The sequence below is a fragment of the Shewanella septentrionalis genome, assembly GCF_025370265.1.
GTDB classification, from domain to species: domain Bacteria; phylum Pseudomonadota; class Gammaproteobacteria; order Enterobacterales; family Shewanellaceae; genus Shewanella; species Shewanella hafniensis.
In genome coordinates, this window is sequence record NZ_JAMTCC010000058.1 from 1 (window position 1) to 16,471 (window position 16,471).

Annotated in this window: 10 protein-coding genes and 1 pseudogene; 5 read left to right on the forward strand and 6 right to left on the reverse strand. The window is 42.4% G+C overall.

Going from position 1 to position 16,471, the window contains the following annotated elements:
• Nucleotides 1-133: 133 nt before the first annotated feature.
• A complete protein-coding gene (locus NE536_RS21100) occupies nt 134-718 on the reverse strand; it encodes a sugar O-acetyltransferase (RefSeq protein WP_261273934.1) in 585 nt (194 codons plus the stop codon).
• 357 nt (nt 719-1,075) lie between these two features.
• Here NE536_RS21100 and NE536_RS21105 point away from each other — a divergent pair, with 357 nt between their 5' ends.
• Nucleotides 1,076-1,699, forward strand: a complete 624-nt coding sequence (locus tag NE536_RS21105; RefSeq protein WP_071939302.1) for a LysE family translocator — start codon at nt 1,076-1,078, stop codon at nt 1,697-1,699.
• A 133-nt stretch (nt 1,700-1,832) separates the two neighbouring features.
• On the opposite strand, the gene NE536_RS21110 is transcribed toward NE536_RS21105, so the two are convergent.
• Nucleotides 1,833-3,245 (reverse strand): GNAT family N-acetyltransferase, encoded by a 1,413-nt coding sequence (locus tag NE536_RS21110; RefSeq protein ID WP_261273935.1) that lies wholly within the window; start codon nt 3,243-3,245, stop codon nt 1,833-1,835.
• 108 nt (nt 3,246-3,353) lie between these two features.
• Between NE536_RS21110 and ggt the strand changes: the two genes are divergently transcribed.
• Nucleotides 3,354-5,093 (forward strand): gamma-glutamyltransferase, encoded by a 1,740-nt coding sequence (ggt, locus tag NE536_RS21115; RefSeq protein ID WP_012089519.1) that lies wholly within the window; start codon nt 3,354-3,356, stop codon nt 5,091-5,093.
• Nucleotides 5,094-5,942: 849 nt separating this feature from the next.
• Here the strand turns inward: ggt and NE536_RS21120 are convergent.
• The 3 genes from NE536_RS21120 to NE536_RS21130 form a co-directional block, all read right to left on the reverse strand.
• On the reverse strand, nt 5,943-9,440 hold the full coding sequence (locus tag NE536_RS21120; RefSeq protein ID WP_261273936.1) for a KAP family NTPase: 3,498 nt from the start codon (nt 9,438-9,440) through the stop codon (nt 5,943-5,945).
• 34 nt (nt 9,441-9,474) lie between these two features.
• Complete coding sequence (locus NE536_RS21125; RefSeq protein ID WP_261273937.1) at nt 9,475-10,053, reverse strand: KAP family NTPase; 579 nt, start codon at nt 10,051-10,053, stop codon at nt 9,475-9,477.
• Between the two features lie 634 nt (nt 10,054-10,687).
• A complete protein-coding gene (locus tag NE536_RS21130; protein ID WP_261273938.1) occupies nt 10,688-12,331 on the reverse strand; it encodes a dipeptidase in 1,644 nt (547 codons plus the stop codon).
• 425 nt (nt 12,332-12,756) lie between these two features.
• Here NE536_RS21130 and NE536_RS21135 point away from each other — a divergent pair, with 425 nt between their 5' ends.
• From NE536_RS21135 to NE536_RS21145, 3 genes are all read left to right on the forward strand, one after another.
• Nucleotides 12,757-14,961 (forward strand): M3 family metallopeptidase, encoded by a 2,205-nt coding sequence (locus tag NE536_RS21135; protein WP_261273939.1) that lies wholly within the window; start codon nt 12,757-12,759, stop codon nt 14,959-14,961.
• Between the two features lie 169 nt (nt 14,962-15,130).
• Nucleotides 15,131-15,298 carry a hypothetical protein gene (locus tag NE536_RS21140; protein WP_014615331.1) on the forward strand — a complete coding sequence of 56 codons (168 nt, stop codon included), beginning with the start codon at nt 15,131-15,133 and terminating at the stop codon, nt 15,296-15,298.
• Between the two features lie 151 nt (nt 15,299-15,449).
• Nucleotides 15,450-15,671: a hypothetical protein gene (locus NE536_RS21145; RefSeq protein ID WP_261273940.1), complete on the forward strand. Its 222-nt coding sequence runs from the start codon at nt 15,450-15,452 to the stop codon at nt 15,669-15,671.
• A 5-nt stretch (nt 15,672-15,676) separates the two neighbouring features.
• Here the strand turns inward: NE536_RS21145 and NE536_RS21150 are convergent.
• A pseudogene (locus tag NE536_RS21150) lies at nt 15,677-16,471 on the reverse strand (ISAs1-like element ISSba1 family transposase); the annotation flags it as partial.

The window sequence follows — 16,471 nt, forward strand, 5'->3', positions numbered from 1 at the left end:
CAGAGGCGGTGGTTTTGGGATGACAATAAAAAACGGTACGCACTGCGTACCGTTTTTGTTTCTACGACTATCTAAATCGTCATCTAAATCAGCATCAGCATTGACGCCAATCACACGGCTTCGGCTTAACTGCTTATTCCACATTGATGGGTTTGATAACCTTACAAGGGTTGCCAGCCGCCACACAGTTCGCCGGAATGCTCTTATTCACTACGCTACCGGCACCGATGACACAATTATCGCCAATGGTCACACCGGGCAACACTGAGACATTCCCCCCAAGCCAGACATTATTACCGATTTGAATTGGCGCGCCGTATTCCGTCGTTTGCCGCGCAATGGGATCGATAGGATGCGTTGCGGTAGAAATCATCACATGGGGACCAAACATCACGTTATCGCCAATCGAGACTGAGCAAACGTCTAATATGGTTAGATTATGATTAGCGTAAAATTGTTTACCAATATGAATGTTATAACCGTAGTCACAAAAAAAATTGGGCTCAATATGGCCGCAGTGTTGAATATCGAGCAGGCCACGAAGATGCTCCATTCGGGCATCAAGCTGAGTCGGTTCGGCCAGATTAAACTGATGGCAAACGGATTTCGCCCGCATCCGCTCAGCTAATAGCTCATCATCCCATGCCTTATAGGGCTGACCCGCTAACATTTTTTGTTTCTCTGTCTGTTTTATTTCAGTCCCTTTACTCTCAACCATAATGCATCCCCTGCAGTTAATCTCATGCTGTCACCCTACCAAACCTCAGCATTCAAGCTCAAGTGACTAAATTAATAAAAGTAACAAAAGTGACAAACAGAAAATATGACAATGTTAATCTCTCATCTATCGCTAATACGGCACACTTTGTACCGCAAAGATGGGGATCAGCTGGGCAAACTCGATAGATAAATAGCAAGGTCTTGTGGTGATAACAGAGTAAACATCCCAAAAAGATGAATTGTTTACATACTAAGTTACAGTTACTCATCGAAAAAAACGGGACGCACATTGGCTAAACCCGCAGTTTTCATTACACTATCGGCCTTCTCATCTTCACCCAAGAATGACCAAACCATGCCAGATTTTGCCTTACTTGCAGTGTTTATCCCGACCTTCTTCTTTGTTTCTATCACGCCGGGCATGTGCATGACGCTCGCCATGACACTGGGCATGAGCATAGGTGTGCGCCGCACCCTGTGGATGATGCTGGGTGAACTGGTAGGCGTAGCGTTAGTGGCGACAGCCGCAGTGATGGGCGTTGCCAGTATCATGCTCAACTATCCCGAAGTCTTTCAAATCTTTAAATGGGTTGGCGGAATTTATTTAGGCTTTATCGGCGTACAGATGTGGCGCGCCCGCGGCAAGATGGCCATGTTAAGCGATGACGACACTAACCCCAGAGCCAGCAATTTAACCTTGATCTCCCAAGGCTTTATTACCGCCATTGCCAATCCTAAAGGTTGGGCATTTATGGTGTCGCTGCTGCCACCTTTTATCAATGCCGAGCGCGAAGTTGCGCCGCAGCTGCTCGCGCTGCTGAGCATTATCATGGTGACCGAGTTTACCTCTATGCTCGCCTACGCCAGCGGCGGCAAAAGCCTACGTATTTTCCTAAGCCGCGGCGATAATATTCGCTGGTTAAACCGCATTGCAGGCAGCCTGATGATAGGCGTGGGCGTGTGGTTAGCCATGAGCTAACATTCATAGCCAATATTCATAACTAACCGTTTGAATTAACAGCTTAGATAGAACTGCTTAGGTTGTACTACATAGGTTGAACAAGCACGACATAAATGAGAGCCCAATAAAGTCCCGTTAACTCGATCTTTTATTAGGGCTCTTTTTTGTAGGGCAAAACAGCTCGCATCTGCGCCATATATTGCTGCATTTGCTGTGCTTCTTGCTCAACAAAATCGGCAATCGCCGCCCTAAATCCTAAATGGGCAATATTATGGTAGGAATACATTTCAACAGGTTCAAAGCCGCGCAGCACCTTATGCTCCCCCTGTGCCCCCGCATTAAACATTTGGAATCCATGTTCAATACAGTATTGAATGCCTTGATAATAACAGGCCTCAAAATGCAAGCCGTCGAGCTCAACCGTTGTCCCCCAATAACGGCCATATAAGCATTTTTGCCCTTGAGTATTCTCGCCTTTGAGATACAAGGCGCCGGCTACCATCTCGCCCTTGGCATCTTCGACCACCAACAGTAAGACTTGCGCGGCGAGTTGTTCCCCCAACAGCTGAAAAAAGGTCGGCGTTAAATAGCCGCGATGACCGGAGCGCTTAAGGTAAGTTAATTGATAACATTGGATAAACGTCTGCCATTGTGAAGCGGTAATGTGTTCACCTTCGACAAAGTGAAACTTAAGATTAAAAGGCTGTAACTGCGCCCGCTCCTTCAAGATATTCTTACGTTTGCGCGAACTAAAGCCCGCCAGAAAATCATCAAAGTCGCGATAACCGCGATTATGCCAATGGAACTGCGTGCCTAAGCGTTTTAACAGCGGATTGGGCAAGCCTTCAAATAACGGCGTTTGGCTTGGGGTAACAAATAAGCTATGCCATGAAGAAATCGGGCTGTCGCCCTGATCTTTAACGCTTTGCATTGACCCATCAAGATCAGCTTCATCAACAACGGACTGATTAAGCTCTGACTCATCAAAAACCGCATCACCTTGCTCTAACACACAAGGCTCTGACGCAAACAGCTCTGATGTTAGCCGGCGATTCAATGTCAGCAGCAGTAATTGCGCCACGCGCAGTTGCTCAACGCTATCTAATGCAGAATGAATGCCCATCCTTCGCCCTTGCACTGGGGTAAAAGGGATTGCATTCACCCATTTGGGATAATAATCGAGTCCATGGCGCTCATAGGCTTCGGCCCACGCCCAATCGAACACGTACTCGCCGTAGGAGTGAGACTTTTGATACAAGGGCATCACCGCCACTAGCGATAATGGATTGAAGTGCTTAGCCGCTTGCCGGCTTATCAGGGCTCCTGCAGCCAAAGGCGACAAGCTTTTATCGGTACTTACGACTTCATTTAATCTGTCACCCACATCAAACACGCATAAATGCCGCGGCGTCCAACCCGTTGCAGCGCAGGCCGAATGGCTCTGCTCAAGCGCCAACAGAAACTCATGGCGACAGAAGGGATTCGCCTTCCCCATAACGGCATTCCACGCACTGGCCGATATGTCCGACATTGAGCTCGTAAAGGCCAAGATAAGCTGTCTCATTGGGTAAATTCTCGTCCTTTACGGATCTTAACTAATATACAAGGTTGCAATTAAGCCTAATTCTCGGCACATTGCATAGCCATAATGAAAATAAATTCAGGATTGAGTATGCGTCCAACAAGACCTTTTAGACCTCTTATTCTCGCCATTGCCATGGCGCTTCCCCTACTATCATCACCCAGTCTGCTTGCCGAAGAATCGTCAATTTTCAGCCAGATGGCCACAGCACAACCTGTGTGGGCCAAGCATGGCATGGTTGCCAGCCAAGAAACACTCGCCAGTCGCACTGGCGTTGAGATCCTAAAACAAGGCGGCAATGCCGTTGATGCGGCCGTGGCCGTGGCCTTCAGTTTGGCTGTCACTTTACCGCGTGCAGGCAATATCGGTGGCGGCGGTTTTATGCTGGTGCATATTGCTAAAGAAAACAAAACCATCGCAATCGATTACCGTGAAATGGCGCCATCTAAAGCCAAAAAAGACATTTTCCTCGATGAGAATGGCGATGCAGTTGAGAAGCTGAGCCGCGAACACGGCCTTGCTGTGGGTGTCCCAGGTACCGTGATGGGCATGAGCTTAGCCCTTGAAAAATATGGCACTATGACACTCGCCCAAGTCGCCGCGCCCGCAATTAAAATGGCGCAGGAAGGCATTAGCGTGACGCCAGATCTTGCCGAATCTCTTGCAGGTCTAAAACGCCGCATGACCCAATGGCCAACCACGGCTGCTATCTTCTACAAAGCCGACGGCAGTGACTATCAAGTTGATGATATTCTTAAACAACCTGAGCTTGCTCATTCATTAAGTCTGATCGCTGAAAAAGGCACCAAAGGATTCTACGAAGGTGAAACCGCCACTAAACTCATCAATGCGGTGAAAGACGCTGGCGGCATTATGACTTTAGACGACCTTAAAAATTATAAGGTTGTAGAACGCGAACCCGTGCGCGGCGAATACCGTGGCTACGAGGTTGTGTCTATGCCACCGCCATCATCGGGCGGCGTGCACATCATAGAAATGCTTAATGTGTTGCAACAATTCCCGATTGATAAACTCGGCCACAATACGGCGCAGACCATTCATCTGATGGCAGAAACCATGAAGCACGCCTATGCCGATCGCAGCGAATACTTAGGCGATCCCGACTTTTATAAGGTGCCCGTCAAAGCCTTAACCAGTAAGGACTACGCCCAAAAAATCGCCAGCCAAATCGCGATGAATAAGACAACGCCAAGCGCCGAAATCAAGCCAGGTAAACTCGCGCCCTATGAGAGCGACCAAACCACTCACTTCTCGGTAGTGGATAAATGGGGCAATGCAGTTTCAAACACTTACACCTTAAACTTCAGCTACGGCTCAGGTTTAGTGGCCAAAGGAACTGGCATTTTGCTCAATAACGAGATGGATGATTTCTCGGCCAAACCCGGCGTGCCAAACGGCTACGGTTTAGTCGGCGGTGATGCCAATGCGGTCGAAGGCAATAAGCGCCCATTGAGCTCCATGAGCCCCACTATTGTGATGAAAGATGGCAAGCCCTTCCTCGTCACTGGCAGCCCCGGCGGTTCACGCATTATCACCACCACACTGCAGATCATCATGAATGTGATCGACCATGGATTAAACATCGCCGAAGCCAGTAATGCGGCGCGGGTGCACCATCAATGGCTGCCCGATGAGCTACGAGTCGAATCCAGCTTAAACCGCGATACCATTTCCCTGCTCGAAGCCAAAGGCCACAAAGTGAAAGTACAGTCCGCTATGGGCAGTACACAATCAATCATGGTGACCGAACAAGGAATTTTTGGCGCGTCTGATCCACGCCACTCAGGTAGCGAAGCCATCGGCTACTAGCATCTCCATGATGACAATTTTAGTGAAAGAGATGAGTGTAAAGAAATGGGTGAGAGAAATAGGTGGATGAGATAAAAGGATTTATGACCTATTCGATCTAGGTCATAAACCCTGAGTAAAGCTTGTCCTTCCGCTCAACGAATACAAACTCGCAATCAAAAAGCCCTGCTATACATCACTGTATAAGCAGGGCTTTTTATTCTTTTAGATTACACCTTATCATGCTGATTTACGTTAACTTTTAATTTGATGAAGCGACAGGTGAGTCATGAAGTATCTACTGAGACCTAACGCACTTCTGTACAAAATTCATTGGTAAACTGTAATGTCAGTTATTGGGATCTTAGCGTTGGCTGGTATCCACTAATATAGGCTTGCCATGGCATTCACTCTCCGACACGCAGCTAGTCCGTCCTTGGATGCTCGACCGCCCCATCCATGGGGCGGACGGTCGTCTCGCTAATCGCCATGGCTCACCTTTTTGGCACTAGTGTAACCTGTCTGTATGAAGGAGATACCCTGTACGCTTTTGGACAGAAACGAGCTAGATTATTTACTCGAATCCAGCCAACTCAGATTAGAAAAAGTATCTGAATTATAGTGCAAGTCCTAAATGGCTGGCTTTGTTAATTTGATCCTAATATTTAAAAACTAGGGCCAATAGTCCATAACAAAATTCATACTTGGTCTTAGTTGTTAGGTGTAGTAATAAATTTAATTTACTAAAATTTAGATTCAAGTCGGGGGGAGGATTCCCCCGTCCTTTTGTAATCTAAACAGCAGTATCTTCCAATATATTTTTAGCAGACCAGTTCCACCGTGTCACTACACATTCCTTTATATAGTGTTTTAATACTTAATCAGCATAGTTATTTGTCTTTCCTTTTGGCCATCAGCTAACTTTTGAAGCTCTTTCAATTTGTGGTTGATTCCCGAATCTCTAGTGAGGTTATTCTTCTTTAACCAATTTTTTAAATATTGCAATGTATCAAAGTCTGTATTGATATCACAAGCATCTACAAAGTTAGCTTTTATAACATTAAAAAGCGAGGATGTTCTATTTATTGGGAATTGAAATTTATCAATTAAAGCAAGTGAAAGAATTTTATTATCCATGTTATCTTTCAATAGCTCTGTTATCAATTTTTCAAACTCACCTTCAATGTCAATGATATTGAAGTTGCAAACAATGCTATTGTCCAAAGAGTTAATAAAAGATGCTTTAGCAAAATTAAGGCTCTCTGCAATACGTTTTACAGAACGTTTACTTATATTACTCCAATTAAGGTATGAAGATGTTTTACCATGTGCTTCCCTAATTAAGGGTTTATCTTGCTGTTCAACTATTAAGTATTCGATAAATGAATCATATTTACTTGTATCATTGTTGATTTTACTTAATATCAATCCCCATTGTTCAGACTCTGAAATAATAGCTATAGCTTTATACATATCGGGATTTTCAAAAAATATCACGTTGTCTGCTAAAATATTAATCAGCTCTGGGTATTCCTCTACAGACCAAAGTAAAAAATCATTATATGATTTTTGTTCAGAATCTACTTCATAAGGCGATAAATTGGCTAAAATGTTAACAACATTTAATTGATGACTCCCTTTGAAATAGCTCTCTTTGTGGACAATGTTAGTGAAAATATATTTACCAATCATTGTTTTAAAGGTAGATGGTGAGTTATCAATTGAGGATATTTTATCAAGCCATTGCCACGCTAGTAAAACATATGCTTCATTACCAGGGTATGTAGTAACTAATGAATGGAGCACTGATATCATTTGAGTGAGGTATTCTTCCGATAGATCATGTTTTACCAAATCAATAATGTTTAAATAATCTCGATAATATGTTAATTGAACGTTATTAACTACTAACTTAAGACCTGAGCTTTCAACCCATTTTGCAAGGTCACTGCTAACATTATCGACACCATTAAGAATGTTTATGAATTCAAATAGTGCCGATGAAATCTCTGTATTCGCCTGATTTTGATTAATGTGGGCCTGCATTTGCTTCAATAAAAAATTCATTAATTCTGACGAACCATTTGCATTCTTCTTTATTAAACCCGCTCTAACTATAAAATTAGCAAGAGCCTTACTTTTCTCAAATGCATCCGAAGTAATAGAATGATTAATCAAATTAACTTTAAGGAATGGGATGATCGAATCAAATAAATAATTAGTAAAATTATAGTTTGCAACTGTTTCATAAATACAAATAAAATTAAACATAAATTCTAAAAACTCAAAGTTCGCAGTCCCAGCCCCTATATGCTCTTTGTACAAATCTAATAAACTATAATATTCATCTGTGTTTTTAGAATCAAAATTCTTAAATGCATATGTATCTAACTGAGCAAATTGAGTAATTGCATTGGTGAGTAACTCCTTATTATCCGCAAATGCTTCCTCAGTTAAATATTCGTCAAATATTGTTTCTTTAATCAATTTAGAAGCTTTTAGTAAATTATTTTTTTCTTTAAAGTATTCTTGGTGTTTTTTTACTAAGCGTACAAACCAAAGTTGTAATCCTTCATTTTCAAAGAGTGGGAGACTTGTAATAGCTGAAATAGTTGTGGCCTTATCAATTTCAATAAATATTGAAATTAATTTATCAATTACCTTTACTGCACTTTCTGCATCACTACTGTAAGCTAAATACTTATCCAAATCATCTGTAAACCTTAGTAATATTTTTGATGAAAATAGAGTGATAATTGTTTTTTTATCAAGAGTACTTAAGACTTCAATGTATCCATCACGCTGTAAAACCTCATTATCTTCGTCAGCAGTAGGGATATTAACAAAAGTGTTAAGTAAACAGATAGTTGCGGCATCTACATAATTGGGATTTTTATCTATATTTTTAATTAACATCATAACAATTTCAAATAATTTATCTGGTGTACAATAATCACTTATTGATTCTTTATCTTTACTCAAAACATCAAAATATCGACTTTTTGCTTTGCGGTTGTTGAAACTCGCTATTGAAAAAACTATATCTATTACTTCAGAATCAAAAGAATATAAAGTTTTTGGATTAATCCTGTCAAAGTGCTCAATAATAAAGTTCACTATTTTTCTTTGATGTAGAGGAGAAATTGATGAAACCAGTTCCACAAGGCTTGGGATATATGTAGTGAAATCAGAGCTATAATTTAAGTTGTCTGTGATTTTACTAATGACTTCAGATATCTCATCCTTCTCTTTATTAATAAAGTTGTTTAACACTATCATATTTCTAGTTTTTAGAGCGTTTGACACTCTGTTATAAATTTCATTGCCTACCACACCACTGTAAGATAATTCATCCAAATAAATAAAGGCTTTAATTAATGAAGAGTCATAAATTTCTGTTCGACTGACAAATTCTTCAACTTCTAAATTAACAACACCATTTTTAATTAATCCTTTAAAGTATTGGTGTGCATATTTTGGAATATTGTCACCTAAGTCAATAGCTGTGGCTTCTGGGGCGACTAACTCAAAGTGGTTTGTTCTTGTTCTAAAGTGATTAACAATCCAAGTTGGAAGTTCTGGGAACTTCAGGAGGTTTTTTTCCAGTCCATAATAGATAGATAACATGTACACACGGGCATATGGTAAAATATTTTTAGAAATAGTGCCTACTTTTAATCTCCTTTCTTTTTTTTCTAATTTCAAAGCATGCTCAAGTTGCAAAGTAAAACGGTTGAATATGTTGATAGCTTCACGAGGAGTCTTTATTGAACTGACAAGCAAAATATCAATTAATGAATCCAGTTCACCAGAGTTTTCCAAAAGGTTGTTTAAGGGGTGGCATTCACTTTCATTATTGATTTTTGCAATCAAAAACTCTCTCAAATCTAACTGACTTTGTGGCGGAACACTTATAGTATGTGAGAATATTTTTGAACAAAAATCTTTTGCTTTCCATTGAACTTCTTTTTCATCTATTCCTTCTGATTTATCAATTGCAGATTCATAAAATGCGCGTTGAATGTTGTTCAAATCACATGGAATAATGAAGATGGCTTTACCTAAGTCAATAAACGTTCGTAATTCATTTAAAGTTTTAATGATTTCATCATTATGCTTTCTATCAACATCTTCAATCACAATAACTAAATTTTGACATTCTGGATTTCCATTATGTTTACTTAAAATATTTCTAAATACTGACTGTAATTGCTCTGTATTAGAGATGGAAGGAAGTGAAATTGATTTCTCTGATGGAGTGATATGGAATTTAAAAAGTGTAGGTAAGCTTTTAAATATGTTCTTTGATAATGCTGAAATTAAGGATGTTGAAGTTAGTGATATTAGAAATGCTTTCAGTCCAAACATAAAACTACTGCTAATATTGCTTTCTATTACGAAATCAATTAGCCCAGCTAAAGTTCCGACAATAAGACTGCCGTATAGAATGGTTTTTATAACCCCCCCAAGTTAATAACTTTGTGTACTTAGGAAGTTCTTTGATAAAACTTGCAATTCCTTCATCGAGGTTTTTTTGATTAACTTCTTTTTTGGTAAAGCTTGAATACACTAAGTCACTAAACTTTTCGTCCAACGATGAAATTTCATTTTCATATACCAATGTCTCTAAAAATTTTTTATCTCTAAAATCTCGGTTTCTTTTGTTTGTTAACGCATAAAAAACGTTTCGAAACAAAGCGTAATATGTATTTTCTTTTTCATGTCGCCAAATATTGAAATGAATAACTTTTTTATTTGTAGAGCCGTTCCACCTTTCAAATAACAAATTTGTAATGGTTGACTTACCACTACCATACTCTCCATTCAAACATATACAGCTAGGGATATTATCTTCTTTAAATAGGCTATCAATTTTTTCGTCTAATAATTCAGAAATGACATCATGGGATAATTTGTCATCATTAACTGTTGAAACTGGTACCGTCTTGATTTGCCAACTACTTTGAAGCCTATTATTCATTGGTGTACTCACTTAGAAGATATGAAAAAAAACAGTTGGAACTGTGTGTGACCGTTCAAATAAACCACTATAAATCATTTAGTTACCAACTGATACTACTTAGTAACAGTTTTTATACAGATTATTAGTTCATTATTTGTACCGAATGATGTTAATGGCAGGGTGAGGTCGTGAACGTTTTTCATACAGAGTCATGCGGCTACCCTGTTGCTAATGGGCTTTCGGATTATATTTGATTGGTCAAAAATATATGAACAGGATGTGTGTTAGCTTTTGCACTAAGCAATAAAGGGGCAAAAGCTTTTTAGGATGGACTTATGAATTAGGGACTTAGTTAAGATTGGCATTGTTGCAACAGTGACCGTTGGCGACATGGATGTCGCAGTCGAGCCCTCAGGGACGAGTTTATGGCGAGTCACAGGGGAAACAATGACAATTCATGCAGCACAACTGACGATATAACTCACTAGCTTTGAGCTTTTGAGCTTTTGAGCATTTCAAGTTGGAATGGCGGAAATCTAAGATTTAACCGCCATAGTTCTATTAACCCTTAATGCTTGGCTTAATACTTGATATCAGACTTTATTGCTCCCTACACTTTTATGCCATTGCACAATCACTTTAACAAAGAGCGCTATTTAACCGCCGATAGCTCGATAAACGCTGCGGTGTACATTTTTAGATTCAGCATAAATTGCTTATGTGTGATGAACTCTTTTTCGGTATGGCCTGTGTATTCCACGCCCGGCATGGCAGGGCCAAAACTTAAGGCATTGGGGAATAATTTACTGTTGGTTGAGCCGCCGATTGCAACGGGTTTAGGGTCGACTATGCCAGTAAAGTGGGCAAACACGTCGAGCAGGGTTTGTTGCTGCGGCGCGTCCTTCATCACCATAGGCTCACCCCAATAACTTTCGATATCAGCAAGCTGCACTTGGTGTTTATCCTGCCACAGGGCTAAGGCTTCACGGGCTTGCTTAGCGAGTAACTCTGGTGTTTTGCCGACAGGACGGCGCAAGTTAATAGTCACCTCAGTGCCCTTCTGCGTTTGCACCACTACAGTTGGGGCTAAGGTCAGCGGTCCCATAAAATCATCTTTATAGGCTAAGTCACCAAATTGCTCAGCATAAATGCCTAATCCCACCAGCTCGTTCATGGCGGCGACAGTTAAGGATGCGCTAGTTTTCGGCCAAGGTTTATCATTCAATTCGGGACTTAACAATGCCGCCAAATGGGTCACAGCATTCACTCCATCTTCAGGAGTGGATGAATGGGCGGCTTTACCGTCGGCAAAGATATGCAAGTTGCACTGTTTATCGACGCAATGGTTTTCAAAACGATATTTCATCCCCTGCTGCGCGGCGGCTCTGGTCTGTAACTTTGTCAGTAATGCGGGTGAAACCGCCTCAATTTCTGCTTCAGCCTGCTGCGGTACTTGGCTGGCAAAATAGCCACCAGAGAAAGCCGTTAACGTGGGCGCTTGAGTTGAAGCCTCTGCTTTAGCTTCTATATTGGAGATCGTAATATTGGGCACAGTAAAGGTAATCTTACTCCAACCTTTCTCGGCGGTAACCACGGGGTATTCGGCATCAATAGTAATGTTCATGTCCGCTGGCGTGTAGCTGGCTAAAAAGGTTTTCAGTGGTTCCCAGTCGGACTCTTCAGCAAGATAAACCAAGAGTTCAATACGTCTATCTCGCTTAATGTGTTTATCTTTAATCGCCTTCATCGCATACATGGCGGTGACAATGGCACCCTTGTCGTCCTCTGTGCCGCGGCCAATCAGTTTGCCCGGTTCCGATTGAGTATCAAGCAGATAAGGGCTCTGCGCCCACAAGGCAGGATTAGCTGGTTGCACATCGCCGTGGGTGACTATGCCTAACTTTTTAGATTCATTGTTTACAGCCGAATTGGCATCTAAGCCAATCAACACCACATAACCATGATCGGCATAATCTAACCCGAGCTCCTGACTGAGTTGCTTTAAACTCGACTTGAAGCCCACAAAGGCGGGATTGGTATCTGGCGTTTGCCCTTCAACCGCTTGGGTATTAAAACTCACCAACTGAGTCAAACTCTGCACCATAGCCGCATCGTATTTTGCGACCGCATAATCGGCGACCTTTAGTGCATTTTGGCTTAACTGGGGGACGTTTGTTTGGGCCGCTGTTGTTGCTGGCGCTGCAATACACTGCGGCATAACCCAGCTGGACGCAGTCAGTAATGCCAAGGATAACGCTCGACGCACGCGAGCATGTTGAATACCAGATTGAGACATAGAAGATCCTATTATTGTTATTCGTGTTTTAGGACCGTACTGCAAGAGACGGTTGAAAATGGATTAAGCTGGAATGGATTAAGCTGGTTTACTGCAACGTGTTGCTTATACCAGTCATCTGCGACGTGTTTGCGGCTATTATCTTCGACTACAGCCTTGACCAATGATGTTGCCAATAAAGTGCACCGAGACCCGATAACAGCCTCAGCCAGTTTGCCATATTATTTTGCTTAAAAGCCTGAAACAAAACATTTGTTACAAACTAAACACAAAATCGATGGAACCCCTAGTCCGATACATGTTAAACAGTCACATTAAGATAAATTAATGGTTTTAGCCGCGCGTAGACTTCAATTTTTGCTGAAATCCATGGCCATCATCAAACAATCACCCATAACAATAATCGACCTAACGGGGAACAAATAATGAAGGGACTAACCCTTAAACCGCAAGCCCGCACGGCTAAGCTCACGCTAAGTGCCATCGCTTTAGCCTTAACTTTGGGCGCTTGTAGCACACAACAACCCGATGCCAGTGTTCAAGCAAACGCAGCGCCCAATGCCGTGTCGGCGCAGATTATCAGTCAGAATGCGACCAATCCATTCTTCAAACCCTATGATACGTTTATGGAAATTCCGGCCTTTGATAAGATCAAGCCAGAGCATTTCCTCCCAGCCTTTAAAGCAGGCGTGGCTCAGCAACACGAACAAATTCAAGCGATTGTTGATAATAAAGCCAAACCCACCTTCGCCAATACCATTGAAGCCATGGAATTTTCTGGCGATCTAGTGACCCGCGTATCTAACGTCTTCTTTAACCTGACAGGCGCCGATACTACGCCAGCATTGCAAGCACTCTCCAAAGAAGTGTCGCCTATGTTATCGTCCGCCGAAGACGATATCCTGCTCAATGACAAACTGTTTCAAAAAGTCAAAGCCGTTCACGACGCGAAAGACAGCCTAAAACTCAGCACGGCCCAAGCCAAATTACTGGAAGATACCTATAAATCTTTCACCCGTGGCGGCGCTAACTTAAGCGAGCAAGATAAAACCAAACTGCGCGCATTGAACGAAGAAATCGGTAAACTCAATTTAGCCTTTGGTGACAATCTATTAGCCGAAACCAATGCCTTCGAATTAGTGGTTGATAGCAAAGCCGATCTCGCTGGTTTACCCGCTGATGTGATTGCGACCGCTTTTGAAACTGCGAAAAAACGTGGCCATGAAGGCAAGTGGGTATTCACCACTTCTCGCCCTTCTATCACGCCTTTTTTAACCTATGCCGATAACCGCCAGTTACGTGAAAAACTCTATAAAGGCTATATCGAGCGCGGTAACAACAATAACGCCAACGATAACAAGATTATCCTCGCGAAGATTGCCGCCCTGCGTGCTGAACGTGCTCAACTGATGGGCTATAAAACCCATGCGGATTTCGTGTTAGAAGAACGCACAGCTAAAACGCCAGAAAACGTCTACGGCTTGCTCAACAAAGTATGGCCAGCGGCATTAGCCCAAGCCAAAACCGAAGTGGCTGATATGCAAGCCATGATTGACGCGCAGGGTGGCAAATTTAAGCTGCAAGCGTGGGACTGGGATTACTACGCCGACAAAATTCGTGTCGCTAAGTACAGCTTTAACGAGCAACAAACCCGCCCGTATTTCTCACTCGACAGTACATTAAAAGGCGTGTTCTACACGGCTAATCGTTTATACGGTTTGACCTTTAAAGAGCGTACCGACTTACCCAAATACAATGCAGAAGTCCGTACTTGGGAAGTTTACGATAAAGACGGCAAGCTGATGGCCATATTTATGGGTGACTATTTCACCCGCGACAGCAAACGTGGCGGCGCTTGGATGAATTCCTTCCGCAAACAATACAATATGAATGGCGTTGATTCTAAACCTATTATTGTTAACGTATTGAACTACCCTCGCCCAGCTGGCAATGAGCCAGCGCTGCTGACCTTCGATGAAGCCAGCACCCTATTCCACGAATTTGGCCATGCCCTACACGGCATGTTATCGAATGTGGAATATCGCTCACAGGGCGGCACCGCCGTTCCTCGCGATTACGTTGAGTTCCCATCGCAAGTGAATGAAAACTGGATGACTCAGCCAGAAGTGTTAGCTCAATTTGCCAAGCACTACAAAACCGGCGAAGTGATCCCACAAGAATTAGTGAAAAAAATCCAAGCGGCCAGCAAGTTCAACCAAGGCTTTGCCACCGTTGAATATATGGCGGCCACTAAGCTCGATTTAGATTGGCACACACTGACCGACACTACGCCAAAAGATGCGGCCAAGTTTGAAGCGGACTCGTTAGCGGCAATGGGACTGATTGAAGAAATTAGCCCACGCTATCGCAGCACTTACTTCTCGCATATTTTCGCAGGCGGTTATTCTGCAGGCTACTACAGCTACCTGTGGTCGGATATTTTAGGCGCGGATGCTTTCGAAGCCTTTAAAGAAAACGGCATTTTCGACAAGGCCACTGCGGATTCCTTCCGTAATAATATCCTGTCGAAAGGCGGCAGCGATGATCCTATGCTGATGTATAAAAACTTCCGCGGTAAAGAAGCCGGCATAGAGCCGCTGCTGCGTAGCCGCGGATTACTGGCCGAGTAACATCACCAATCATCATTTGCCAAAGGCAAGATAAACAACGGGAGCTTCGGCTCCCGTTTTCTTATAATTTTATTAAGCAACTTCTACAATAACCTATTAATTGGCTCAATATTTTAGTACTGTGTTGCCGCATATAAGGATATTTTTAAAATTATCAATGGAAATGATTATGTCTAATGCCCTACTAAGCTCTCCATTTCAAGCAAATAAAGAAAAACTGCTCACACTGCGATTACAGAACGAACTCAATACCATTCGAATATTCAAAGCTCTGGATGCTGACCCAAATACAATTGGTGCCGAAGTGGTTTTTATAGACTATGAATATTCCCTATGATTCCTTTATGCCACTAATATCCCATTCGATGAATATTACGAGAATGTAAAGATACAGTAGCTGCCAGCTTTAGCCTTAACCTGAGCAGTAAGGCGTGCAGGTGGAAAAATCTACAATATAACAATCGTCAGCTATAAGGAATTCAGAGTCTATGTCAGATAATTTTTTTGAGAAACATGACTTATCTATCGGCGTGTTTGTCGTTGGTATTGCAGTCATCATGTTCCTTATGTTTGGTGCGGGTGCTATCGGCCCTTTACTTTTTCTTACGATTGAAACGCTGTTCGGTAAATTAACAAACGAAGAGTATGGTATCCTTTTCGCATCAAGTATAGTGATCATGACCCTGCAGGGCGGGATTAAGCTTTGTTAAATCTCTTAACCAAAGAAAATCTCGCTCCTAAAATCGCCATTCCATGCAGCTTTTCTTATCTTGGTTGGTTTGCTGGCTTTTAGCGGATGCTGCTCTAAAAGGTTCAGCACGATACGACGAAATAGCGCCATCTTCTTCGCGTTTTCACGGTCACCAATCCTTGAACAGTCTTCCCTAAAAGTGACGTCAAGCACCCAGTGTTGCTGGTTCTCGATGTGCCAATGCTGACGCACCGCTTTGGCTGCAAGTTCGACGTCTAAAGGTAAGGAACTTAAGTAATAATCCGTATTTATGGTTGCAATGCCTTTACATGTTCGTTGACGCTCAACTGCTATGAGTTACTTGGCTGATGGCCACTTTTTCGCGAGCGCCTGTGGCAGCTTTGCAGGAATTTGAAACGTTGTGCGACGCTCCTTACGGCCATGCCCCTTGTCATCCTCTTCGATACTTAATATGTCGACGCCGTCGTTATCCCAGTGAGGTTGAAATTGCATCTCAATGGCCTGCCTCAGTAGCGGTTGGTTGCCTTTTACCTGAACAACATAGTCGCCTTTAGCTTTGATGATTTGTTGAAGCGTTTCCCGCTGGCAGTGAAGTGCATCAAACGTTACAACAGCATCTTTAATGTCTAACATGTGCAACAGCGCTTGAACCGTTGCGATTTCGTTACCTTTGGTCTGTGTATCTTGCTGATACAGCACAATTCCTTGTTCGGTATCAAAGGCCGAAACGAGGTGTAGCGCATTTTTAGCACCATGTTGATTAACAGCACCCCGCAAGGTTTTGCCGTCAATAGCGAT